This is a genomic window from Demequina phytophila, from assembly GCF_000971135.1.
In the GTDB taxonomy this organism is placed as follows: Bacteria; Actinomycetota; Actinomycetes; order Actinomycetales; family Demequinaceae; genus Demequina; species Demequina phytophila.
Genome location: NZ_BBLW01000007.1, coordinates 177,932 through 201,514, shown reverse-complemented (window position 1 = coordinate 201,514; position 23,583 = coordinate 177,932). Strand labels below are relative to the sequence as shown.

General features: G+C 71.4%; 21 protein-coding genes. 9 read left to right on the top strand and 12 right to left on the bottom strand.

Annotated features, from left to right (window positions below; translation table 11 throughout):
• Window positions 1-2 precede the first annotated feature (2 nt).
• From AOM01_RS11700 to ctaE, 6 genes are all read right to left on the bottom strand, one after another.
• Window positions 3-686: a potassium channel family protein gene (locus tag AOM01_RS11700; protein WP_082110219.1), complete on the bottom strand. Its 684-nt coding sequence runs from the start codon at window positions 684-686 to the stop codon at window positions 3-5.
• Between the two features lie 109 nt (window positions 687-795).
• Window positions 796-1,416 carry a superoxide dismutase gene (locus AOM01_RS11695; protein ID WP_062293650.1) on the bottom strand — a complete coding sequence of 207 codons (621 nt, stop codon included), beginning with the start codon at window positions 1,414-1,416 and terminating at the stop codon, window positions 796-798.
• A gap of 257 nt (window positions 1,417-1,673) precedes the next feature.
• Window positions 1,674-3,296 carry a cytochrome bc1 complex cytochrome b subunit gene (gene qcrB / locus AOM01_RS11690; RefSeq protein ID WP_062293645.1) on the bottom strand — a complete coding sequence of 541 codons (1,623 nt, stop codon included), beginning with the start codon at window positions 3,294-3,296 and terminating at the stop codon, window positions 1,674-1,676.
• Window positions 3,296-4,378, bottom strand: coding sequence for a cytochrome bc1 complex Rieske iron-sulfur subunit (qcrA, locus tag AOM01_RS11685; RefSeq protein ID WP_062293642.1), 1,083 nt, complete (start codon window positions 4,376-4,378; stop codon window positions 3,296-3,298). Before qcrA ends, qcrB begins: the two co-directional genes overlap by 1 nt.
• Complete coding sequence (qcrC, locus tag AOM01_RS11680; RefSeq protein WP_062293639.1) at window positions 4,375-5,160, bottom strand: cytochrome bc1 complex diheme cytochrome c subunit; 786 nt, start codon at window positions 5,158-5,160, stop codon at window positions 4,375-4,377. Before qcrC ends, qcrA begins: the two co-directional genes overlap by 4 nt.
• Window positions 5,161-5,172: 12 nt before the next feature.
• Window positions 5,173-5,802, bottom strand: coding sequence for an aa3-type cytochrome oxidase subunit III (ctaE, locus tag AOM01_RS11675; protein WP_062293636.1), 630 nt, complete (start codon window positions 5,800-5,802; stop codon window positions 5,173-5,175).
• Window positions 5,803-5,968: 166 nt separating this feature from the next.
• Here ctaE and AOM01_RS11670 point away from each other — a divergent pair, with 166 nt between their 5' ends.
• Both AOM01_RS11670 and trpD read left to right on the top strand, forming a co-directional pair.
• Complete coding sequence (locus AOM01_RS11670) at window positions 5,969-6,391, top strand: response regulator (RefSeq protein WP_062293746.1); 423 nt, start codon at window positions 5,969-5,971, stop codon at window positions 6,389-6,391.
• Between the two features lie 10 nt (window positions 6,392-6,401).
• Window positions 6,402-7,442, top strand: coding sequence for an anthranilate phosphoribosyltransferase (trpD, locus tag AOM01_RS11665; RefSeq protein ID WP_062293633.1), 1,041 nt, complete (start codon window positions 6,402-6,404; stop codon window positions 7,440-7,442).
• Window positions 7,443-7,461: 19 nt separating this feature from the next.
• On the opposite strand, the gene AOM01_RS11660 is transcribed toward trpD, so the two are convergent.
• A complete protein-coding gene (locus AOM01_RS11660) occupies window positions 7,462-9,192 on the bottom strand; it encodes a DEDD exonuclease domain-containing protein (protein ID WP_082110218.1) in 1,731 nt (576 codons plus the stop codon).
• Window positions 9,193-9,328: 136 nt separating this feature from the next.
• On the opposite strand from AOM01_RS11660, the gene AOM01_RS14245 reads away from it, so the two are divergent.
• Entirely contained in the window at window positions 9,329-9,502 is a 174-nt protein-coding gene (locus AOM01_RS14245) for a hypothetical protein (protein WP_228374294.1), read from the top strand.
• Window positions 9,503-9,558: 56 nt separating this feature from the next.
• Here AOM01_RS14245 and AOM01_RS11655 read toward each other — a convergent pair whose 3' ends face one another.
• On the bottom strand, window positions 9,559-11,004 hold the full coding sequence (locus tag AOM01_RS11655; protein WP_062293629.1) for an FAD-binding oxidoreductase: 1,446 nt from the start codon (window positions 11,002-11,004) through the stop codon (window positions 9,559-9,561).
• Between the two features lie 162 nt (window positions 11,005-11,166).
• Window positions 11,167-12,963, bottom strand: coding sequence for an AMP-dependent synthetase/ligase (locus AOM01_RS11650; protein WP_062293626.1), 1,797 nt, complete (start codon window positions 12,961-12,963; stop codon window positions 11,167-11,169).
• Window positions 12,964-13,047: 84 nt separating this feature from the next.
• On the opposite strand from AOM01_RS11650, the gene AOM01_RS11645 reads away from it, so the two are divergent.
• The 4 genes from AOM01_RS11645 to AOM01_RS11630 all read left to right on the top strand — a co-directional run bounded on the left by AOM01_RS11645 (window position 13,048) and on the right by AOM01_RS11630 (window position 17,396).
• Complete coding sequence (locus AOM01_RS11645) at window positions 13,048-14,010, top strand: ROK family glucokinase (RefSeq protein ID WP_062293623.1); 963 nt, start codon at window positions 13,048-13,050, stop codon at window positions 14,008-14,010.
• 6 nt (window positions 14,011-14,016) lie between these two features.
• Window positions 14,017-14,730 (top strand): lysophospholipid acyltransferase family protein, encoded by a 714-nt coding sequence (locus tag AOM01_RS11640; RefSeq protein WP_062293620.1) that lies wholly within the window; start codon window positions 14,017-14,019, stop codon window positions 14,728-14,730.
• Window positions 14,731-14,812: 82 nt separating this feature from the next.
• Window positions 14,813-16,012 carry a pyrophosphate--fructose-6-phosphate 1-phosphotransferase gene (locus AOM01_RS11635; RefSeq protein WP_062293616.1) on the top strand — a complete coding sequence of 400 codons (1,200 nt, stop codon included), beginning with the start codon at window positions 14,813-14,815 and terminating at the stop codon, window positions 16,010-16,012.
• Between the two features lie 4 nt (window positions 16,013-16,016).
• Entirely contained in the window at window positions 16,017-17,396 is a 1,380-nt protein-coding gene (locus tag AOM01_RS11630) for a class II 3-deoxy-7-phosphoheptulonate synthase (protein WP_062293613.1), read from the top strand.
• A 99-nt stretch (window positions 17,397-17,495) separates the two neighbouring features.
• Here AOM01_RS11630 and pknB read toward each other — a convergent pair whose 3' ends face one another.
• Window positions 17,496-19,454, bottom strand: a complete 1,959-nt coding sequence (pknB, locus tag AOM01_RS11625; protein ID WP_156155958.1) for a Stk1 family PASTA domain-containing Ser/Thr kinase — start codon at window positions 19,452-19,454, stop codon at window positions 17,496-17,498.
• Between the two features lie 99 nt (window positions 19,455-19,553).
• Window positions 19,554-20,873 (bottom strand): lytic transglycosylase domain-containing protein, encoded by a 1,320-nt coding sequence (locus tag AOM01_RS11620; RefSeq protein ID WP_062293606.1) that lies wholly within the window; start codon window positions 20,871-20,873, stop codon window positions 19,554-19,556.
• A 113-nt stretch (window positions 20,874-20,986) separates the two neighbouring features.
• Here AOM01_RS11620 and AOM01_RS11615 point away from each other — a divergent pair, with 113 nt between their 5' ends.
• On the top strand, window positions 20,987-21,337 hold the full coding sequence (locus AOM01_RS11615) for an Rv2175c family DNA-binding protein (protein ID WP_062293604.1): 351 nt from the start codon (window positions 20,987-20,989) through the stop codon (window positions 21,335-21,337).
• A 24-nt stretch (window positions 21,338-21,361) separates the two neighbouring features.
• On the opposite strand, the gene AOM01_RS11610 is transcribed toward AOM01_RS11615, so the two are convergent.
• On the bottom strand, window positions 21,362-22,417 hold the full coding sequence (locus AOM01_RS11610) for a polyprenyl synthetase family protein (RefSeq protein WP_062293601.1): 1,056 nt from the start codon (window positions 22,415-22,417) through the stop codon (window positions 21,362-21,364).
• A 113-nt stretch (window positions 22,418-22,530) separates the two neighbouring features.
• On the opposite strand from AOM01_RS11610, the gene AOM01_RS11605 reads away from it, so the two are divergent.
• Window positions 22,531-23,535: a DUF4192 family protein gene (locus AOM01_RS11605; RefSeq protein WP_169746558.1), complete on the top strand. Its 1,005-nt coding sequence runs from the start codon at window positions 22,531-22,533 to the stop codon at window positions 23,533-23,535.
• Window positions 23,536-23,583: the final 48 nt, after the last annotated feature.

The following is a 23,583-nucleotide window of genomic DNA, read 5'->3' as shown; positions in this document are numbered from 1 at the left end:
CGTCAGTCGTCGTCGCGGGGACGTGTGTCGCGCGCCGCGAGCCCCGCGACCCCGACCAGGCGTGAGATCACGACCGCCACGAACAGCGTCCCCACCACCGCTTCGAAGGACCAGAGGGACCGCGCCCACGGCGCGACCGGCACGATGTCCCCGAACCCCAGCGTCGCCAGCGTCACATAGCTGCCGTACAGGAGCGCCTGCCACGTGAGGGCGCCGCCGTTGGGGTCGAGGAAGCTTCCGGCATCCGCGTGCTCGAGCAGGGCGGACAGGGCGCCGAACACGCCTCCCAGGAGGAGGTAGGCGCAGATCGCGACCAGCAGCAGGTCGACGGTGCGGGCGCGTGCCGGAGGCCGCATGAGGGAGCCGAAGAGCGTCACGACGAGGCACAGCTGCAGCAGGCCGACCCCGGCGAGCATGGCGGCCGCCGCCCGCGCGTCGTCCTGCTGTGCGGCGAACCAGCTCGCGCCGCCCACGAGCGAGAGCGACGCGACGAACAGCGGCCACCTGCGCCGCCTGTCCTCGTTGGCGCGGCTGATGCTGAAGGCGACCACCCCGATGTAGATGAGCAGATAGATCAGCGTCCACCCGCGGCCGGCGAACGTGATGGGGTAGCCGAACTGCAGCGCCACGAGCGTCGCGAGGAGCATCCACAGCATGGGCCGGTGCCGCGCGGCGTCGGTAGACATGCTCTCACCGTAGCGTCGCGCCTGGTGTGGGCGCGAGAGCGGACCGGGCACGGCGAAGGGGCGGCCTCCCGGGAGGGAGGCCGCCCCTGAGGACGATGCGCGGGTCGCCTTAGAGGGTGATGAGACCCTGCGCGGCGGTCGCGTTGGCGAATCGCTGGCCGACGTTGCCCCAGTCGACCACGTTCCACCAGGCGCTGACGTAGTCCGCCTTGACGTTCTTGTACTGCAGGTAGAACGCGTGCTCCCACATGTCGAGCATGAGCAGCGGGACCAGGCCCACGGGCACGTTGCCCTGCTGGTCGTACAGCTGGACGATCACGAGCTTCTTGCCGAGCGCGTCCCACGCGAGGATCGACCAGCCGGAGCCCATGATGGTCATCGCGTTGTTGGTGAAGTGCGCGCGGAAGCCGTCGAACGAACCGAAGTGCTCGTCGATCGCCGCCGCGAGCTCGCCCTCGGGCTTGTCGCCGCCCTCGGGGGACAGGTTGGTCCAGAAGATCGAGTGGTTGATGTGGCCGCCGAGGTTGAAGGCCAGCGCCTTCTCGAGCCCCGCGATGGCGCCGAAGTCGCCGCTGTCGCGCGCGCCCGCCATCTTCTCGAGCGCGGTGTTCGCGCCGGCCACGTACGCGGCGTGGTGCTTGCTGTGGTGGAGCTCCATGATCTGGCCCGCGATGTGCGGGTCGAGGGCGCCGTAGTCGTACGAGAGGTCCGGCAGCGTGTAGTCGGCCATTCTTCCTCCAAGGTCGGGCCGCGGCGTGGATGCACGGCGCGGCCGGGTTTCCGGGAACGCTCCGAGCCTAGCGACAGGCGCGGGTCGGAGCGAGGTGGGACACGGGTGACAACCTCGGCGGCTGCCAGGGAATTCCGGCGTCCGGTGCGGAGGTTGCGCCGGGGGGAGATCCGGCGGCCGCATCGTCCCCCTGCCGGACCCCGGCAACGCCGAAGGGGCGCCCGGCGGATGCCGGACGCCCCTCGCGGACGGTGCTGCTAGTGGTGCTCGTGCTGCGCGGCCTCGAGCTCCTCGGGGGTGACCGGGGAGATGCGCTTCTCGAAGTACAGGTGCGACAGCCACTTCTTGAAGCGGTCCCACCGGTAGCCCTTGCGGCGCACTCCGCGGTCGTTGTACTCGTCCTCGATCTCGAGCGGGGCGATGTCGTCGTAGGAGACGAGCAGCCAGCGCTCCTGGTCGGTGAGCGGCTCGTGGACCTCGACGTACTCGCCGTGCTCGTGACGCACGATCCGGCCGGTCTCCTTGCCGTGGAGCACCAGCTCGCGGTCCTTGCGCTGGAGGCCGAAGCAGATGCGGCGGGTGATCCAGAACGCGATCACCGGGAGCACGAAGATGCCGATCCGGAAGAAGTAGGTGAGGTCGTTGAGCGACAGGTGGAACAGGTTCGCGATGATGTCGTTCGAACCCTCCATCACCAGCACCACGTAGAACGTGATGAGGGCGACGCCGATGCCGGTGCGGACCGGAGCGTTGCGCGGGCGGTCGAGCACGTGCTTCTCGCCGCGGTCGCCCGTGGCCCACGCCTCGATCCACGGGTACAGCGCCACGAACCCGAAGAACAGCCCCGGCATGATCAGCGCGGGGATGAGGAGGTTCAGCGACAGCGTGTAGCCCCAGAACTCCCACTCCATCGGGATGACGTCGAACAGCCAGCCCGGCATCAGGCGCAGGGCGCCGTCGACGAAGAGGATGTACCAGTCGGGCTGTGTGCCGGCCGAGACCGGGGACGGGTCGTAGGGGCCGTAGTTCCACACCGGGTTGATGGTGAAGAGGGCCGCGACGAGCGCGACGATGCCGAAGACGACGAAGAAGAAGCCGCCGGCCTTCGCGGTGTACACGGGGAAGAGGGGCAGGCCCACGACGTTGGTGTGCTTGCGGCCGCCGCCCGGGTACTGCGTGTGCTTGTGCAGGAACACCAGGAACAGGTGCAGCGCGATCAGCACGAGGATCAGGCCCGGCACGAGCAGGATGTGCATGGTGAACAGGCGGGGGATGAGGATCTCACCGGGGAACTCGCCGCCGAAGATCCAGTACGAGATGTACTCGCCGACGATCGGGATCGAGCGGGTGACGCCCTCGATGATGCGCAGGCCGTTGCCGGAGAGCACGTCGTCGGGGAGCGAGTAGCCCGAGAAGCCCGCCGCGAGCGACAGGATCATCAGCGTGAAGCCGACGAGCCAGTTGAGCTCGCGCGGCTTGCGGAACGCGCCGGTGAAGAACACGCGAGCCATGTGGGTGACGATCGCCGCGGTGAACAGCAGCGCCGACCAGTGGTGGATCTGGCGCATGAGTAGGCCGCCGGGGACCTCGAACGACATGTGCAGCGTCGAGGCGAAGGCCTCCGACATCTCCACGCCCTGCATGGTCGCGAGCGGGCCGTCGTAGGTGACGATCGTCATCGACGGGACGAAGAACGCCGTGAGGAACACGCCCGACAGCAGCAGGACGATGAACGAGTACAGCGCGATCTCGCCCAGCATGAACGACCAGTGGTCGGGGAAGAGCTTGCGGGCGAAGAACTTGACGAAGCCGCCGATCGAGGTGCGCTCGTCGACCCAGTTGGCCGTGCCGGAGGCGGCGGCGTTGACGCGAGCGCCCATCAGTGGCTGCTCCCCTCGGTCTCATCGGCGTGCAGGCCGTCGGAGGTGTCCTTGAGGCGCGTCCAGTAGGACGGGCCGATCGGCTCGTGGAAGTCGCTCTGCGCGATGATGTAGCCCTCGTCGTCGACCGTGATCGGCAGCTGCGGGAGCGGACGCTTCGCGGGACCGAAGACCACCTTCGCGCCGTTGGCAACGTCGAACGTCGACTGGTGGCACGGGCACAGCAGGTGGTGGGTCTGCTGCTCGTACAGCGCCACGGGGCAGCCGACGTGCGTGCAGATCTTCGAGAAGGCGATGATGCCGTCGAAGGACCAGTCCTCGCGGCCCGGCTGCAGGTTGAGGTCGCGCGGGTCGAGACGGAGCAGGAGGACGACGGCCTTGGCCTTCTCCTCGATCTTGCCGTGCTCGAGCTCGTTGAGGCCCTCGGGGATCACGTGGAACGCGGAGCCGATGGTGACGTCCGACGCCTTGATGGGTGTGCCGTCGGGGTCGCGCGTCAGCTTCATGCCCTTGCGCCACATGGTGTGGCCGAAGTTCGACGTGTTCCAGTCGGCGCCCATGTTGCCGATCTGCGGCCACAGGATCGCCAGGGGAGCGGCGAGGAGCGCGGTCAGCATCGAGCCGACCAGCACGGGGCGGCGCTTGACGCCGCCCAGGCCGGAGTCCTCGGCGCCGTCCTTGAGGTTCTGGATCGCACCCTCGCGGGACTCGTCGGACGAGCGGAGGGCGTGGCGCTCCTCGACCATCTCGTGGTCGCGCATGAGGGTCTTGGCCCAGTGGATCGCGCCGAGGCCGATGCCCATCATGGCGAGGAAGATGCCGAGGCCGATCGCCATGTTGACGAACCGGATCGAGTCGATCTCGTCCGTCATGTCGAGCGCCATGTACGAGCCGATGGCGACGACGGTGCCGATGATCGACACGCCGAAGAGCGCGGCCACCTGGCGCTCGGCCTTCTTGTCGGCCTTGGGGTCCACGTCCGCGCGGCGCGGACGGTGGTAGGGCATGCCCGGGTTCTCGAAGCCGTTGGTGGTCTCCGAGCCCTCGGGGCCGTGCCCGGTCGAGTTCTCAGTGGTGCTCATGAAGAACGGCTTCCAATCCACACGGTGCTGGCGATGATGAGTCCGAGGGCGACGAGCCACCCCCACATGCCCTCGGCGACGGGGCCGATGGTGCCGAGGCGGAGACCGCCCGGCGAGCCCTCGTCCTGCGCCTTGAGGTAGGCGATGATGTCGCGCTTGCCCTCCGGGTCGATGTTGGCGTCGTTGAACACCGGCATGGACTGCGGGCCGGTGAGCATCGCCTCGTAGATGTGGGTGGGCGTGGTCTCCCAGAGGTTCGGCGCGTACTTGCCCTGCGTGAGGGCGCCGCCGCCGCCGACCGAGCCGTGGCACATGGCGCAGTTGGTGCGGAACAGCTCCATGCCGTTCGCCGGGTCGCCGAGCGCGGGATCGACCTGCTCCTCGGTCGGGATGGCGGGGCCGGCGCCGAGCGACGCGACGTACGCGGCGAGCTGCGAGATCTCCTCCTGGGAGAACTGCGGGGCCTTGGCGCGGGCCTGCGGGCCGGACTGCTGCATGGGCATGCGGCCCGTGCCGACCTGGAAGTCGACGGCGGCGGCGCCCACGCCCACGAGCGAGGGGGCGACGCCGTCCGTGCCCTGGGCGTCCATGCCGTGGCAGGTCGCGCAGTTGGCGGCGAAGAGCTTCTGACCCTCGGTCACGTCGTCGGCGGTGGCCGTGGTGGCCTGGGCCGACGATGCGGTGGACACCGCGGCGGCGACGCCGGCGATGAGCGCGAGGAGAAGGAGGACGAGGACCACCGGCGCGGCGCGGTGGTAGCGGTGACGTGCGAGTGCGTTCACTGTGATCAGCCCTTACTGGATCAGGTAGATCACGGCGAACAGCGCGATCCACACCACGTCGACGAAGTGCCAGTAGTACGAGACCACGATGGTGGTGGTCGCCTCGTGCGTGCCGAACTTCTTCGCCGCGAACGAGCGCGCGAGGACGAACAGCATGGCGATGAGGCCGCCGAGCACGTGGAGGCCGTGGAAGCCGGTGGTCAGGTAGAACACGGAGCCGTAGGGGCTGGACGAGATCGTCAGGCCCTCCGAGATGAGCATCGCGTACTCGTACACCTGGCCGGCGATGAACACCGAGCCCATGATGTAGGTGAGCACGAACCACTCATGCATGCCCCAGCCCTTCACCTGGTACAGCTTGCCGGTGCGGCGGCGCTGGTAGCGCTCGGCCGCCCACACGCCCGCCTGGGCGGTGAAGGAGGACAGCACCAGGACGGTGGTGTTGGCGAGGGCGAAGGGGATGTTCAGCAGCTCGGTCTTGTCGGCCCAGACCTCGGGAACCTGAGCCCTGAGGGTGAAGTACATCGCGAAAAGACCCGCGAAGAACATCAGCTCGGAGCTCAGCCACACGATGGTGCCGACGGCTACCTGATTGGGCCGGGTCGCGTGGATGGGCGACGGCGCAGTCGTGGCGTGGGACATAGGTCCCATTAAAGCGTACGGAGCACCCGGGACTCACCATCCAACGGCCGAAGGTCGCCGTGTGTTCCCGTCGGCGAGCGGGGTCGGCAGGCACCGGGTGCCCGGGGCGCGTCCGGAGGGGCGACGCGGGGCGGACCGGGCCTGGTCTCGTGCCAGAATGGGCGCCATGAGCGACGTGGTCAAGCACGAGTCCGGGGACGTGGTCGTCCGCAAGGCTCGCATCCTCCTGTACAGCGACGATCGCAACGTGCGCGAGAAGGTGCGCTTCGCGGTGGGCCCCACCACCCATGGTCGACCGATCGAGTGGACGGAGACCGCGACGCACGCGGCCGTCATCGACGCCGTGGACTCCTCGGAGTTCGACCTGGTGATCCTCGACGGTGAGGCCGCGAAGGTCGGCGGCATGGCAATCGCGCGCCAGATGCGGCACGAGCTGTACGTGCTGCCGCCGATCCTGCTGCTCGTCGGGCGCCCCGGCGATGCGTGGCTCGCCACGTGGTCCGAGGCCGACGCCGCGGTGTCGCACCCGCTCGACCCGTTCGTGGTGCGCGACGCGGTCGACGCGTTCTTCGCGCCCGCAACCGCCTAGGAGCCCGGCGATGCCGACGCTGCAGGACCTGCTGGCGCGCCTCGTCGAGCACGAGGACCTCACGGCCGAGGAGACCGGCGCGGTGATGGACCTGGTCCTCACGGACTCGGCCTCGCCTGTGGTGATGGGTGCCTTCCTCGCCGCGCTCCGCGTCAAGCGCGAGACGCCCGAGGAGGTGGCCGGCCTTGCCGCCGCGATGCTTGCGCACGCGGTGCGCTTCGAGGTGCCCGGTCGCACGGTCGACATCGTCGGGACCGGCGGCGACGGCGCGCACACGGTCAACATCTCGACCATGGCGTCGATCGTGATCGCGGGTGCCGGCCCCACCGTGGTGAAGCACGGCAACCGCGCCGCCACGTCGAAGTCGGGCTCGGCGGACGTCCTGGGCGCGCTCGGCGTGCGTCTCGACCTCCCCGTCGAACGGGTGAAGGAGCTCGCGACCGAGGTGGGCATCACCTTCTGCTTCGCGCAGGTGTTCCACCCCGCGATGCGATTCGCGATGCCTATCCGTAAGGAGCTCGGCATTCCCACGACGCTCAACATCCTCGGGCCGCTCACGAACCCCGCCCAGCCCGAGGCGACGGCGATCGGGTCGTCGTCGCTGCGGGTCTCGCCCGTGCTCGCGGGCGTCATCGCCGCCCAGGGGCGCGAGGCGCTGGTGTTCCACGGTGACGACGGTCTCGACGAGCTCGCCCCGACGGGCGCCGCCACCGTCTGGGAGGTCCGCGGCGGTGGCGTCACGGAGCTCCGGCTCGATCCGGTCGCCGACCTGGGGCTCGATCGCATCACGATCGACGACCTGAGGGGTGGCGAGGCCGAGGAGAACGCCGCGGTGGTGCGCCACGTGCTGGCAGGGTCCACCGGGCCGGTGCGCGACACGGTGCTGCTCAACGCCGCGTCGGGCCTGGTCGCGGACGCGACGTTGCCCGGCACGTCGAGCGGCACGCTGGTCGAGCGCTTCGAGGCGGGCCTCGAGCACGCCGCACGGGCGGTCGACTCCGGCGCCGCGGCGAACGTGCTCGACCGATGGGTCGCGGCGACGCAGTCCTGACCCGCCGGGGGCTCCGGGACTAGTGGTCCTCGCGGCCTCGCGTGAGCGGTCGTGCCGTGCGGTCCGCGAGGCGGGCCTCCACCCACCGGGCGTGGCGTCCCGCGCCTGCGACCGGGTTGGACCACTCGCCGTCGACGTAGAGCAGTCGGGTGCCGGGCGTCTCGATCCAGCGGGACACGAGCTCCCGCTCCTCGATGAGCACCTCGCGGTCCATGCCGAGGTCGCCGGTGAGGGTGTGGAGGCGGTCGGCCGCGTCCCACACCCCGTCCTTGACGCGCTCCGAGCCCACCAGCGCGCCGCCGTGGAAGGCCGCCACGTCCCACCCGTCGCCGACGCGCCGGACGGCGACGATCGCGCATCGGGCGAGCGCCGCCAGCCGTTGCGCCCGCATCGCGCCGTCGATCACGGCGCTGACCCCGTCGCGCAACTCCGCCGCACGCTCGTAGTCGAGCGCCTCCGCGCGCTCCGAGATCTGGCGCGCGACGGACTCCACGACCGCGGTGGGGTCGCGGTGAAGGGCCGTGCGTGCTCCGTCCGCCGTAGCGTCGTAGCCGGACTCGGCGCCGCGCACGCAGGGCGCCGCGCACGCCCCCAGGTCTTTCAGCAGGCACGCGCGGGCGCCCGCCCGCGGCACGATGGGGAGGCGTGTGGTGCAGGTGCGGACGCCGAGCGCGCCCTGCAGCACCTCGATGGCGAGCCGCGCGTCGCCGCCCGACCGCATGGGCCCCAGCGCGCCCTCGGGGCCCGAGACCGCGCGCGACACCACGAGCCGGGGGTAGCGCTCGTCGGTGAGCCGCACCCAAGCCGTCCGCTCCGGACGTGCCGACCGGCGGTTGTAGCGGGGCTTGTACTGCGCGATCAGCCGCACCTCGCGGACGTTCGCCTCCAGCTCGGTGGCGCACACGATGGTGTCGACCCCGACCGCGAGCTCGAGCATGTCGCGTATCGAGCGGCGCTGCTCCGCCGTGGTGAAGTACGACTTCACGCGGGAGCGTAGGTTCTTCGACGTGCCGACATAGAGCCGCTCGCCGCGGGGTCCGCGGAAGATGTACACACCAGGCTTGGGCGGCACGCCCTCGGCCATGGCCGACTTCTTCCTGATCGACTCCGGCATGGGGTTGCGGAGCGCGTCGAGATCCTCGCGGTGCGTGATGCCGAACGCCGCGATGCGTTCCAGCATGCGATGGAGGATCTCCGAGGTCGCTCGAGCATCCTCGAGGGCACGGTGGTTCGGTTCCACGGTGGTGCCGAACACCCGTGCGAGCGTCGAGAGCTTCTTGTTCGGTGCCTCCTCCTTGGTGGTGGCGCGGCGCGCGAGCGTCACGGTGTCGACCACCTGGTTGCCCGGCCAGCGGTAGCCGTGCTCCTTGCAGGCCGCGCGCAGGAACCCCGTGTCGAACGGTGCGTTGTGCGCGACGAGCACCGCGTCCCCGAGGAACTCGAGGAACGCGGGGAGGACCGCCTCGATGCGCGGTGCGGCCACGAGCATCGCGTCGGTGATGCCGGTGAGCGCCACGATCATCGGCGGGATCGGCATGCCCGGGTCCACCAAGGTCTGGAACTCGCCGACCACCTCTCCGCCACGCGTCTTGACCGCGCCGATCTCGGTGATCCGCGCGGTGGTGGGGGACGTGCCGGTGGTCTCGAGGTCGACCACCACGAAGGTGGTGCGGTGGAGCGGCTCGCCGACGTCCTCGAACGAGCGCTGCTGATGGAGCAGCTGCTCGACGGTGGAGGAGGGGCCTGTCATGCGAACGACGGTACGTCAGGCCTCCGACAGTCCCGCCGGCCATGCGTCGAACCGCCCAGACACCAGGCATCACGTCGCAATGTCAGACCCCCTCTTTAGCGTGAGGAGCATGTTGATCGATTGCGATTCATGCGAGATGCGTGGCAGGAGCTGCGGCGACTGCGTGGTGTCGTTCCTCACCATCGAGGTGCGACCGTCCGACCGCTCGACGGTCGAGCTCGACGATGACCAGGCGAGCGCGGTCTCGGCACTGTCCGAGGCGGGCCTGGTGCCCCCGCTGCGCCTGGTGAGACCGCCGCGCGCGTCGTGACACGTCGCGACGCGCCGGTGGGAGCGATCTCCCACCGGCGCGTCGCGGTGGCGCGGTCAGTCCGTCGGGCCGTGACGTCGGACCACGGTGCCGTCGGGGTCGTACGTCATGCGCACCGTGTCGAGACGGTCGACGGCGACGCCCACCAGTGCGCGCTCCGAGGTGGGCCGCTCGACGAAGTTCGCGTACTGCTGGTCTCCGATCCACGGCCCGAGCGAGGCGAGCGCGACGTCGACCATCGCCGCGGCGGTGGCGAGGGAGGTCTCCGGCGTCGCGGGGGCGACCGCCACGGCCGCCACCGCGCCGTCGATGCCCGTGAGCGCCGCATCGTCCACCGAACCGGGCGCGAGTGCGCCGCCCAGGTGACGGAACTCCGCTGCGACCACGCCGGAGCAGTCGTCGCTGTCGAGGGCGGCGAGCCACGACTCGATCGCGGCGTCGTCGAGCGAGGACAGGATCACGCCCTCCGCGACGCCCGCGGACGGGTCCGGCGGGTCCATGGCCAGCTGGCCGAGAGCGTCGGGTGACACGGGCGCGACGTCGTCCATGGCCGGTCCGAGAGCCCGCAGGGGCGCGAGCAGCCGGTCCGCCAACCACGGGGACCCCGCCACCGCGGCCTGCACCAGGATGAACTCTCCTCCGCGGATGGCGGGCGGGAGCGCGTCGATGTCCGGGAAGCGCAGCACGCGCGCGGTCGAGGTGATCTCGCGGGGGAGGCTGGGCAGCAGGCGCGACCAGGCCTTGAGCACCTCGTCGGCGCGCTCGCGCGGCCACCAGAGGCTGCCCGCGGTGAGGCGAGGCACGTCGTAGAGGCGGACGGTGAGCTCGGTGACGACACCGGCGCCGCCGCCGCCCCGGAGCGCCCACCACAGGTCGGCGTGCTCGGAGGCGGAGGCGACCACCACCGCGCCGCCCGGGAGGGCGACGCGCGCGGACAGCACCGAGTGCGCGCCGAGCCCGTGGAGCCTGCCGAGCCAGCCGAGGCCGCCTCCGAGGCAGTACCCCACGACCCCGACCGTGCCGGAGGAGCCCGACAGGCCGGACAGGCCGTGCGGTGCCGCGGCCGCGAGCACGTCGCCCCAGGTGGCGCCGGCGCCCACGGTGGCGGTGCGCTGGACTGCGTCGACCACGACGTAGGACAGGGCAGCGGTGCGCAGCAGGATCGCATCGGAGAGGTCACCGACGGCTGCCGCCCCGTGACCGGTGCCCTGGGGTGCGACGCGGATTCCCATGCGGGCGGCAAGGCGCAGGGTGCGGGCGATGTCGGCCTCGGAGCGGGCGAGCACCACGGCGACGGGCCGCTGGTCGACGCCCAGCTGCCACGCGGCGCGGGCGGCGTCCCAGTCAGGGTCCGCGGGGCGGATCACCGCGCCGTCGAGCAGGGCTGCGAGGTCGTCGACAGCGGCGTCGAGGGTGACGCCGGAGAGGGTGGTGCGGGAGGGGTTGGAGACGGTGGAACGGGCGGTCGAGGCGGTTTCGAGCGCGGCGGTGGGCAGGGACATGGTGGGAACCTCCGGGTTGGATTCGCCACCATGGTGTGCAGGTCGGGCACGCCGGACCAGCCCCGACTTGCGGTGCCACCCGGATGGGTGCCCCCCGTGCGCGGGGCATCCGGCATGGCATGCCGCGGCAGCCCGAGAAGCCCCGATGAGGGGGCGGGAGGGTCACCGTGCCGCGGGAGCGTACAGCCTCTCGACGTCGTCAGCGAAGTCGCGCAGGACCTGCGCGCGCTTGAGCTTGAGCGAGGGGGTGAGGTAGCCGTTCTCGACCGTGAAGTCGTCGGTGAGGACGTCCCACTTGCGGATCGACTCCGCCCGTGACACCGCCCCGTTGGCGCGCTCGACCGCCTTGTCGAGGTGTGCGCGCACCTGCGGATCCGCCGCGGCCTCCGCAACGGTGAGCTCGGGGAGCCCGTGCGCCTTCAGCCAGCCGGGCAACGCCTCGGCGTCGAGCGTGAGCAGCGCTCCGATGAACGGCTTCGCGTCGCCCACGACCACGCACTGGCTCACGAGCGCGTAGCCGCGCAGCCTGTCCTCGAGCACCGCGGGCGCGACGTTCTTGCCGCCGGCGGTGACGATGATCTCCTTCTTGCGCCCGGTGATGTAGAGGTAGCCCTGGTCGTCCTCGTGGCCGATGTCGCCGGTGTGGAACCAACCGTCCGCCATCGCGGCGGCCGTGGCCTCCGCGTTGCGGTGGTAGCCCGCGAAGAGCATGTCGCCGCGCATGAGGATCTCGCCGTCGTCCGCGATGCGCACCTCGAACCCGGGCAGGGCCGTCCCGACGGAGCCGATCTTCGACAGCCGGGTCCGGTTGACGTGCGACGCGGCCGTCACCTCGGTGAGGCCGTAGCCCTCGAGCACCTGCAGGCCGAGGCCCTTGTAGAAGTGCCCGAGCCGCTCGCCGAGCGGCGCGGAACCGGAGATGGCGTGACGTGCACGCCCGCCGAGCACCTCGCGGATCTTCGACAGCACCAGCCGGTCGGCGATCGCGTGGCGGACCTTGAGGGGGAGCGACGCCCCGCCGGGCGAGGCGAGCGCACGCGAGTAGTCGATCGACTGCTTCGCCGCCCAACGGAAGATCTTCACCTTGCCGCCTGCCGCGGCCTTCTGCTCGGCGGAGTTGTAGACCTTCTCGAACACGCGGGGCACCGCGAGGATGAGAGTCGGCTGGAAGCTCGCGAAGTACGGCACCAGCTTGCGAGAGTCCGGGCAGTAGCCGATCACGGTGCCCGAGGCGAGGAGCACCACCTCGACCAGGCGCGCGAGCGAGTGCGCGAGCGTGAGGAACAGCACGGTGCTCGCGCCGTCGAACAGGAGCACGTCGTCGAGCTCCTCCTGGATCCCGTAGGTGTGGCGCACGAAGTTGAGGTGGGTGAGCACCGCGCCCTTGGGGCGACCCGTGGTGCCGGACGTGTACACGATGGTGGCGGGGGAGTCGAGGGTCGCGAGCGCGGCCCGCTCGGCGATCACGGAGTCGGGGATGCCCGCGCCCGCGGCGCGCAGATCGTCCATGCATCCCTCGTCGATCACGAGGATCTCCCGCAGCGGGCTCTCCGAGTCCTGCGCGACAGAGCGGGCGAGCTGGGCGTGCTCGGCCGTCTCCACCACCAGGAAGGCGATGTCGGCGTCGGAGGTGATCCAGTCGATCTGGGAGGCCGACGAGGTGTCGTAGATGGGGACCGGCAGCGCGCCGACGCTCCAGATGGCGACGTCGAGGATCGACCACTCGATGCGGGTGCGCGCCATGATCCCGACGCTCTGGCCCGGCTCCACGCCGCGCGCGACGAGCCCCTTGGCGGTGGCGTCGACCATGGCCTGCGCCTCGGCGCCGGTGACGTCGATCCAGCGGTCGTCCTCGTCGGCGTAGCGCATCACCACGGCGTCGGCGTGATCGCGCCATCGCGCAGAGATGAGCGCGACGATGTTGGGGGCGTAATCCTCGCGTGAGGGCTGGCTCGTCATTGGGACTCCCGTGGCAGTAGAGGCGACGTCACAGACGATAGCCTTGACGCAGTCCCCAGCGGAGTATTCGGAAGGCACCTCAGCATGCATGCAATCGGCGTGGACATCGGCGGCACGAAGATCGCGGTCGGTGTGGTCGACGAGCACGGCACCATCATCGCGAAGACCAAGCGCAAGACCCAGCCGCAGGACCCCGCCAGCATCGATGCGGCGATCGCCGATGCCGTGGCCGAGCTCGCGACGGATCACGAGTTCCACGCGGTGGGTCTCGCGGCGGCCGGTTTCGTGTCCTCGGACCAGGAGCACGTCCTTTTCGCCCCGAACATCGCGTGGCGCGACTACCCGCTCGCGGAGAACGTGGGCCGCCTTCTGGGCCGCGACGACGTCGCGGTGGTGGTGGAGAACGATGCCAACGCGGCCGGGTGGGCGGAGTTCGCCTTCGGCGCGGCGCGAGAGGTGCAGCACATGGTGCTGCTCACGATCGGCACCGGTCTGGGTGCCGCGATGGTGGTGGACGGCAAGCTGGTGCGCGGGGCCTACGGCTTCGCCGCGGAGCTCGGCCACCTGCGCGTGGTGCCCGGCGGGCACTCGTGCGGCTGCGGACTGCGGGGCTGCTGGGAGCAGTACGCGTCGGGCTCCGCGCTCACCCGCGAGGCCCGCCGCGCCGCGGTCGACCGTCCCGTGCGCGCCGCGCATCTGCTCGAGCTCGCCGGCGGCGACGCGGCGTCGATCAAGGGCCCGCACGTCACCGAGGCCGCGGTCGAGGGCGACGATCTCGGCGTGGAGCTGCTGGCCGAGCTGGGCCGGTGGATCGGCGAGGGCTCCGCGTCGCTCGCCGCCGCGCTCGACCCTGAGCTGTTCGTGATCGGCGGTGGCGTCGTCGCCGCCGGCGACCTCCTCCTCCACCCCGCCCGCAAGGCGTTCGAGGACAACCTGCCCGCGCGCGGCCACCGGCCCATCGTGCCGATCGTTCCCGCGCAGATGGGCAACGACGCGGGGATCGTCGGCGCGGCCGACCTCGCCCGCATCGCCGCAGCCGACCGCTAGGAAGCCATGAGCGATACCTACTACCGCCTCTTCAAGCATGTGCTCGTGGGCCCCGCGCTCAAGGGCGTCTACAAGCCCTCCGTCGAGGGCGAGGAGCACATCCCCGAGACCGGCGGCGCCATCCTCGCCTCGAATCACCTGTCCTTCTCGGACTCCGTGTTCCTGCCCGTGGTGATCAAGCGCAAGGTGGTGTTCCTCGGCAAGGAGGAGTACTTCACCGGCAAGGGCGTGAAGGGATACGCGACCAAGGCCTTCATGGAGGGCGTCGGCACCATCCCCGTGCACCGCGGCGGGGGGCGCGCGTCCGAGGCGGCGCTGCGCACCGGGCTCCAGGTGGTGCAGGGTGGAGAGCTGCTCGGCATCTATCCCGAGGGCACCCGCAGCCCCGACGGCCGACTGTACCGCGGCAAGACGGGCGTGGCGCGCCTCGCGATCGAGTCGGGTGCGCCCGTGATCCCTGTCGCGATGATCGACACCCACATCGCGCAGCCCATCGGCCAGAAGGTGCCCAAGCGGCACCCGATCGGTGTGCGGATCGGCCCGGCGATCGACCTGTCGGACTTCGACGGCCGCCAGGACGACCGCACCGCGCTGCGCGAGGCGACGGACCGCATCATGACCGCCATCGCGGCGCTGTCGGGCCAGGAGTACGTCGAGCGCGACGCCGCCTCGGTCAAGCGCGAGCTGGCCAAGGAGAAGGATTCCGGCGCGGGGGAGTAGGTCACCCGTCCCGCCCACCGGCGCATCGTCACGCGCCTAGAATGACCACGAAATCCGCAAGACACAGAACGAAAGGTCCGTCATGTCGGTTCGCCGCGTTGCACTCCTGACCGCCGGTGGGTTCGCCCCCTGCCTCTCCTCCGCGGTGGGAGGCCTGATCGAGCGCTACACCGAGATCGCCCCCGAGGTGGAGATCATCGCCTATGAGCACGGCTACTGGGGTCTGCTGCTCGGCAAGAAGATCGTGATCGATGACGAGGTGCGCAAGCACGCCGGCCTGCTGCACGAGTTCGGCGGCTCGCCCATCGGCAACTCGCGCGTCAAGCTCACCAACGTCGCGGACTGCGTCAAGCGCGGGCTGGTCCAGGAGGGTCAGGACCCGCTGGCCGTCGCGGCGGAGCAGCTCAAGGCCGACGGCGTGGACGTGCTCCACACGATCGGCGGCGACGACACCAACACCACGGCTGCCGACCTCGCCGCGTACCTCGCGGACAACGACTACGGCCTCACCGTCGTGGGCCTGCCCAAGACCATCGACAACGACGTGGTGCCCATCCGCCAGTCGCTCGGCGCCTGGACCGCGGCCGAGGAGGCGGCGAAGTTCGGCCGCAACATCATCGGCGAGCACCGTTCGGGCCCGCGCATGCTCATCATCCACGAGGTCATGGGCCGTGCCTGCGGCTGGCTCACCGCCGCCGCCGCGATGAAGTACCGCGAGGACCTGGAGACCCGCACGTTCCTGCCGGGCATCGGGCTCACCAAGGAGCGCTGGGACATCCACGCCGTCTACGTGCCCGAGCAGAAGCTCGACATCGACGCCGAGGCCGCGCGCCTGCGCACCGTCATGGACGAGGTCGGCAACGTCAACATCTTCCTCTCGGAGGGCGCCGGCGTGCCCGAGATCATCGCGGAGATGGAGGCCACCGGCCAGGAGGTCAAGCGCGACCCGTTCGGCCACGTGCGCCTCGACGAGATCAACCCCGGACAGTGGTTCGCGAAGCAGTTCGCGGAGAAGCTGGGCGCGGAGAAGGTCATGGTCCAGAAGTCGGGCTACTTCTCCCGCGCCGCGGCCGCGAACGCCGAGGACCTGCGCCTCATCAAGTCGATGACGGACTACGCGGTCGAGTGCGCGCTGCGCGGCGAGCCCGGCGTGATCGGCCACGACGAGGAGGACGGCGACCGGCTCAAGGCGATCCCGTTCCCGCGCATCGCGGGCCACAAGCCGTTCGACACCACGACCCCGTGGTACGTCGAGACCCTCGAGGCGATCGGGCAGGCGTAATCACATGACCGAGGCTGCCCTGGCGGCGGCGGGCGTCGACTCGTTCCTCTCCAAGGAGGCGAGGCAGCAGCCGCAGTGGCCCGATGCCGCTGCGCTGCGACGCGCGACCGACCGTCTCTCGCAGGTCCCCCCTCTGGTGTTCGCGGGCGAGGCGGACCGGCTGCGTGCGCAGCTGGCCGCCGCGTCACGCGGCGAGGCGTTCGTCCTCCAGGGCGGTGACTGCGCGGAGATCTTCGCGGAGGCCACCGCGGACCGCATCCGCAACAAGATCAAGACCATCCTCCAGATGGCCGTCATCCTCACGTACGGCGCGTCGACGCCGGTGGTGAAGATCGGCCGCATGGCGGGTCAGTACGCCAAGCCGCGCTCGTCCGACACGGAGACGCGTGACGGCGTGACGCTGCCCGTGTACCGCGGCGACATCGTCAACTCGTCGGGCTTCACGGCCGAGGAGCGCCTCCCCAACCCCGAGCGGCTGGTCGACGCGTACCACGTGTCGGCTGCGACGCTGAACCTCATCCGAGCGTTCACCCAGGGCGGCTTCGCGGACCTGCGCCGCGTGCACCAGTGGAACAAGGGCTTCGCGGCGAACCCCGCGTACGCGAAGTACGAGCAGTTCGCCGCGGAGATCGACCGCGCGGTGCGCTTCATGGGCGCCGCCGGCGGCGACTTCGAGGCCCTCAAGACGGTCGAGCTGTTCTCGAGCCACGAGGCGCTGCTGCTCGACTACGAGCGTGCGCTCACCCGCATCGACTCGCGGTCGGGCCTCGCGTACGACTGCTCCGCCCACTTCCTGTGGATCGGCGAGCGCACCCGTCAGCTCGACGGCGCGCACGTCGAGTTCCTGTCGAAGGTGCACAACCCGCTCGCGGTGAAGCTGGGGCCCACGGCCACGTCGCAGGACGCGGTGCGGCTCGCGGAGATCCTCAACCCCGAGAACGTGCCAGGCCGCCTGACCTTCGTGGCGCGCATGGGTGCGGACAAGGTGCGGGACGCGTTGCCGTCGATCGTCGAAGGCGTGCGGGACTCCGGCGTCGCGGTGACGTGGCTCACCGACCCGATGCACGGCAACACGTTCACGTCCGACTCGGGCTACAAGACCCGCAAGTTCGACACCATCCTCGACGAGGTCACCGGGTTCTTCGAGGTGCACGAGGCGCTCGGCACCATTCCCGGCGGCCTCCACGTCGAGCTCACGGGCGACGACGTCACCGAGGTGATGGGCGGCACCGAGAAGATCGATGACGAGGGCCTGGCACGCCGCTACGAGACCAAGGTCGACCCGCGCCTCAACCACCAGCAGTCGCTGGAGATGGCGTTCCTGGTCGCCGACCTCTTGGCCCGGCACAAGGCACGGCTGCCGCAGCCCGAGGAGATCGCCTAACCCGCGCATCGTCCCCACGCCCCGTCCCGGTCATCCGGGGCGGGGCGTTCGGCGTTCCGGCCCGGGACGGCGGGGGAGCGGCGGGGACGATGCCGCGGATCAGTTGTACTTGAACGTGATGGTGGTGCCGCGCTCGACCTGGTTGCCCGGGACGATCGACTGGTCGACCACGCCGCCTTTCGAGCTCCACGGCCAGAACGGGTAGAGCTGCACCTCGAGGCCGTCGGCCTCGGCTGCCTTCTCCGCCTGCTGCACCTTCATGCCGACGTAGTCGTCGACGGTCACCAGCGGTGGTCCGTCGGAGACGGTGATCGTGATCGAGTCGAGCCGGTGACCGGCGGCCCCGGCCTCGGGGCTCTGCAGGAACACCTCGCCCTTGGCTGCGTCCTCGGTGCGGGCGTGCTCGACGATGACGGTGAGCGCGTAGTCGCCCTCGAGCAGGGCGCGTGCCTCGTCCTCGGTCATGCCGGACACGTCCGGGAAGTCGATGGGGGCCGGTCCGTCGGACACCTTGAGGTCCACCGGGGTGTCGTGGCGGACGCTCTGGCCGGCCTTGGGTGAGATCGACATCACCTGTCCCGCGGGCACCGTGTCCGAATGCGCGGCGGTGACCTCTCCGAGGGGAAGCTCGAGCTCCGCGAGCTGCGACTCGGCCTCGTCCTGCGAGGTGCCCACGAGCTTGGGCACCGTGGTCATGCGGGGGCCCTTCGACACGGTGACCCCGACGGTGCCGCCCTCGAGGATGCGCGCCTGCGCCGTCGGATCGGTGCCGATCACGATGCCCTCGGCGATGTCGTCGTCGAACACCTTCGTGATGTCGGGGACCAGGCCGGCGCCCTCGAGCAGCCGGACGGCATCCGCCTGCGTCTCCGCGGTCACGGACGGCACGGTCGTGTACGCGCCGGGGCCGATCGAGTTGTACCACCACAGCCCGCCGCCGCCGAGCACGACCACCGCGACCACGATCGCGGCGATCCACCAGCCGGCGCGCCGGTCGGTGCGCACGGGGGACTTCGCCTCCGGGTCGTCGTCGGGCAGCGCCGCGAGCTCGGTGCCGACCGCGGGGAACGGGTGGCCGAGCCCGATCGGCAGCGCCACGGTGGCGCCAGCCGGCGTGGCCGCGAGCACCGTGGTGGCGTCGGAGTCGCGCACCGCGACGGTCGACCCCGACGGCGGGTCGGCGCGGCGGTCGAGCGTCGGATCGTCGAGCAGGCCCGCGGTGCGGCGCACCGCCTGCAGCGCATCGCCGGCGTCGGCGGGCCGGGCGTCGGGTTCGCGTGCGGTGAGCGAGGCGACGAGCTCGTCGATCTCGGGCGGCAGCCACGCGACCACGGTCGACGGCGCCGGGATGTCCTCGTGGACGTGCTTGGTGGCGACCTGGATGGCGGTGGTGCCGGTGTGGGGCTGGCGGCCGGTGATCATCTCGTACAGCAGCACGCCGCTGGCGTACACGTCGGTGCGCGCGTCGGAGACGCCGCTCGTGATGAGCTCGGGGCCCAGGTATGCGACGGTGCCCAGGATGGTGCCCGACGTGGACGACGTGACCTCGGTGACGGCGCGCGCGAGCCCGAAGTCCGCGACGCGTGGACGACCGTCCTCGCCGATCAGCACGTTCTCCGGCTTCACGTCCTGGTGGACCAGGCCCAGGCGGTGCGCCGACGCGAGCGCGTCGAGGACGTGCTCGACCGTGGTGAGGGACTCGCGCAGCGACAGCGGTCCGGTGTGGGCCATGCGTTCGCGCAGGTTCTCGCCCTCGACGTACTCCATGGTGAGGTACGAGACGTCCTCGTCGATGCCCTGGTCGTAGACGCGGACCACGCCGGGGTGCGTGAGCCGTGCCGCGGCCTTCGCCTCGCGGCGGAACCGGGCGACGAACTCGCGCGAGTTGGGGTCCACCTCGAGGTGGCGGTGCATCACCTTGAGGGCGACGTCGCGCTCGAGGCGCCGGTCGAAAGCGAGGTAGACGGTCGCCATGCCACCCGCCGCGACCCGCTCGCGCACCTCGTAGCGGCCGTCGATGACGCGGCCGAGGAGCGGGTCGGTGAGGGTGTCTGACACGGTGAACATTCTAGGCTGACCGCGGAACCGGTCCCGCGGCGCCCCGACGGCGCGCCGCGACCAGGGGGGACGATGCTGCGGGTGCGCGGGGCGGTCGGGTCACCGGAACCGGGTCATGAGGGCCTTCACGCTGGCCACGTAGCCGACCGTGTCCGCGTGGTAGCCGTGATCCCGCACCGCGGCGGCGCCCTGGTAGTAGCCGGCGATCGCATCGTCCACCTTGCTGAACGAGCGGGTGAGGTATCGCAGGATCAGCACGCCCGCCGTGACGTTGTCCTCGGCGTCGAGCAGGTCCAGGCGGCGCCCCGCCATGTCGGAGGCCCAGTCGCCGGACGTGGGGATGACCTGCATGACGCCCACGGCGTTGGCGGGGGAGACGGCACGCATGTCGAAGCCCGACTCCTGGTAGGAGATGGCCTGCGCGAGCGCGGGGTCGACCCCGTGGCGGCGGGCGGTGGCGATCACCAGCGCCTGCATGCTCTCGCGCGATGGCACCGAGCGCGCGAGGAGGGTCGCCTTGTTGACGTTCGCGGCCGACACGATGTCGCGCGCGTAGGTGCGTCCCGCGAACGTGTCGCCCACCAGGCCGGAGGTGGGCTTCGCGCCGCTGATGCGCAGGCGCTGGCCCACGTAGATGGTCGACGCGTTCGCGAGCGTGTTGGTGCGCGCGAGGGCGGCGACGGTGGTTCCGTGGCGTTGCGCGATCGCGGACAGGGTGTCGCCGGAGCGGACGGTGTAGACCGTGGCGGCGCTGGTGGTCGCGGAGGTCGACGGCTTCGACGAGGTCGCCGACGACGAGGTGCCCGAGCCGGGGATGGTGAGCCGCTGCCCGACCGCGATGTACGACGCGTTCGGCAGGTGGTTGGCGCGGGCGATGGCGGCCACCGTGGTGCCGTGGCGCTGCGCGAGCTCCGAGAGCGTGTCGCCCGGCTCGACCGTGTGCGTCGCGCCGGTGGGACGGGAGGGCGCCTTCGACACCGTGGACCGCGCGCCCGAGCCGCCGATCGTGAGGCGCTGCCCGGGGTAGATGAGCGCCGCGTTCGCGAGCGAGTTGTCGCGCGCGAGGGCGGCGACGGTGGTGCCGTGGCGCTGCGCGATCGCGGACAGCGTGTCGCCCGCCTTCACCGTGTAGGTGGCGGAGAGCGTCGTGGTGGTCCGGGAGGCGGTGCCGCCCTTGGTCGGCACCGTGACGGTGGTCCCCACGTAGATGGTGGCGCGCGCGTCCAGGTCGTTGGCCGCGACGATCGCAGGGATGGTGCTGCCGTAGCGCTGCGCGAGGTCGGAGACCGTGTCACCCTCCCTGACGCGGTGGCGCTCGTCCGCGACCGCCGGTGCGGCGGTGGTGAACCCGAGCGCGGTGACGATCGCGGCCGTGGTGAGGGCCCGGCCCGCGGGGATCGAGGTGCTCGACGCTGCCATGGGTGCCTCCGATGTGAGGGATGGGGATGATGTGACACATGTGACAAATGTGACCGTAACCCGCGGTCCGCCCCGGTCGCAAGGGTGGTCGCGGTTCTCAGTACCCTGGAGCCATGACCGACGACGCCGCCTGGCTCACCGTGCCCGACTTCGCCGACCGCCTCGCCACCACGGCGAGCAAGGTGAGGGAGATGCTCCGCGAGGGGCAGCTCCTCGCCGTGCGCCGCGGCGAGCGGCAGACCCTGCAGATCCCGGCCGGCGTGATCGTCGACGGCGAGCGGGGACCCGAGATCGTCCACACCCTTCACGGCACGCTCACGCTGCTGCGGGACGCGGGCATGGACGACGCGGAGTGCGCCGACTGGCTGATGACCGACGAGCCCGAGCTGGGCATGAGCCCGCTCGACGCGTTGCGCGAGGGCCGTCGGGCGCACGTGCGCCGGATCGCGCAGACCCTGCTGTAGCCGCGCGGGCGGTCCCGGCGGCGGTCAGGCGCTGCGGTGCACGGCCGCGTCGATCAGGCCGAGCACCGGATCCGCGTCCGCCAGCGCCTCGGTGAGGGCGCTGCGCGCGGTGGCCGCGTGGGCCGTGATCTGCCGCTCGACCGCCTCGAGCGAGCCGGAAGCGGCGATCGCCTCGACCGCGACGTCGATCTGCGCCGCGGTGGCGTCCGCCCTGCCGAGCACCGCGAGCACCGCGTCGCGCTGCGCGGCGGAACCGTGCGCCACGGCGTGCCAGACGAGCAGCGTGCGCTTCCCCTCGCGCAGGTCGTCGCCCACGGGCTTGCCGGTGACCTCCGACGCGCCCGTGAGGCCCAGGACGTCGTCGCGGAGCTGGAACGCGAGTCCCAGAGGGATGCCCGCGGCGCGCAGCCTGGCCACGGTGGCGGGGCTCGCCCCCGCCGCAGCGGCGCCGAGCGCGAGCGGGAACTCGGCGGTGTAGGAGGCGGTCTTGGCGCGCATGATCGTGCGGATGTCCGACTCGAGCGCCCCGAGATCGTCCATCGGCGACACCGCGACCCGCATGTCGAGATGCTGGCCCGCGGTCACCAGGGCCGCCATCTCGTCGAAGAGGTCGGAGACGAGGTCGCCGACGCGCCGCGCGGCCAGCGTCGCGCCGCGCTGCGCCGCGATGAGCGCGACGTCCCCGGAAAGGATCGCGCCCGCTCGCCCGTACGCCTCCGGGTCGCCGTGCCAGCCCGCGGCACGGTGCTGGTGCTCGAACACGCGGTGCGCGGCGGGCCGCCCGCGACGGGTGTCCGAGCCGTCGAGCACGTCGTCGTGCAGGAGCGCCGCGGTCTGGAACAGCTCGAGCGAGGCGGCGAGGCCCAGGGCGGCGTCGCTGTCGGTCCCGGAGCATGCGTCGAACGTCGCGAGCAGCAGGCGCCCACGGAAGGCCTTCCCGCCCTCCGACGAGACGGCGAGCCGTTCGGCGATATCACGCGCCGCCTCCCGCGCGGGCGCCATCGATGCGGCGGCCCACGCGAGCAGGCGGGCGGTGTGATCGGCGATCGCGGCGCGGGGATCCTCGACGGTCGGGTGCATGCGATCAGCGTAGGGGTCGGGGCGGATGTCCCCAGTGCCCTCCCGTGCGCGGGTCGTCCACAGATGTGGGGCCGGCCGGTGCCGCGCCGGCACCGCGCGCTGACGCTGGAGCCATGACAGTGATCACCGGACCCGGCGAGCTCGCCTCCCTGCTGCCCACCCTGCTCGGCTTCGAACCGCGCGAGAGCGTGGTGACGGTGCTGCTCCGCGAACGCGGGGAGGTGGGTGCGATCCTCCGCCTCGACGTGTGGGACCTGGTCAACGACGAGGCTTCGCTGGCCGCTCACGACCTCGGATGGGCCGCCATGCGCGAGGGTGCCCGCCGCGCGGTCGTGCTCGCGTACACGGAGGACGAGGACCGGGGGTGCCTCGCGCTCGCGACCGCGGTCGACGCGCTGGAGGACACCGTCGCGGCCGTCGAGGCATGGATGGTGAGCGGCGGCCGCTACTACAACCCGGGCTGCGAGGACCCGCGGTGCTGCCCGCCCGGCGGCCGCGCCGTGCCCGCCGCGACCTCGGGGCCGCCGCGGGCGTCCGGCGACGCCGTGGACCCGGGTGCCTCACGCGCGCCGGCCGCGGAGCGCCGGCTCGTCGGTCGAGCCGCGCGACGGTGGGAGGCTCGCCGCGATCAGGGAGAGGCGGCGTGGCGCGAGGCGAGCGCCGCGCACTGGCGTGACGCGCTCGCGCACGGGGCGGACGGGCCCGCTCCGCTCGGCCGGCTGGCGGCCGCGCTCGGCGACGTGCGCGTCCGGGACGCGCTGCTGCTCGCCCTCCTTCCGCGCTCCGGCCGCGCGGTGCGTGATGCGCTCGCGGGACGGGACTCCGCCGCCATCGCGGCGGCGCTCGGGGACGGGCTGCGACCGTCGCACAGTCCCGTGGCGTCCCGAGTGGAGGCCGCGCGACGCCTGCTCGAGGCGATCCTCGAGCACGCGCCAAGGCGCCTGTGCGCGCCCGCCGCTGCCACGCTCGCGGTCATGGCATGGTGGGACGAGTCGCCGGGAGTCGCCCGCGCGTGGTGCGCGGTCGCGCTCGATCACGATCCCGGGTATCGTCTCGCGCTGCTCGTGCTCGCTCTCATCGGCGCTGCCGGCCGGGACCCGCAGGGTGAGGCCGCGTGAGTGTCGCGGAACGATTCGCTTGCGGTGGGCGTTACAATTTAATGGATT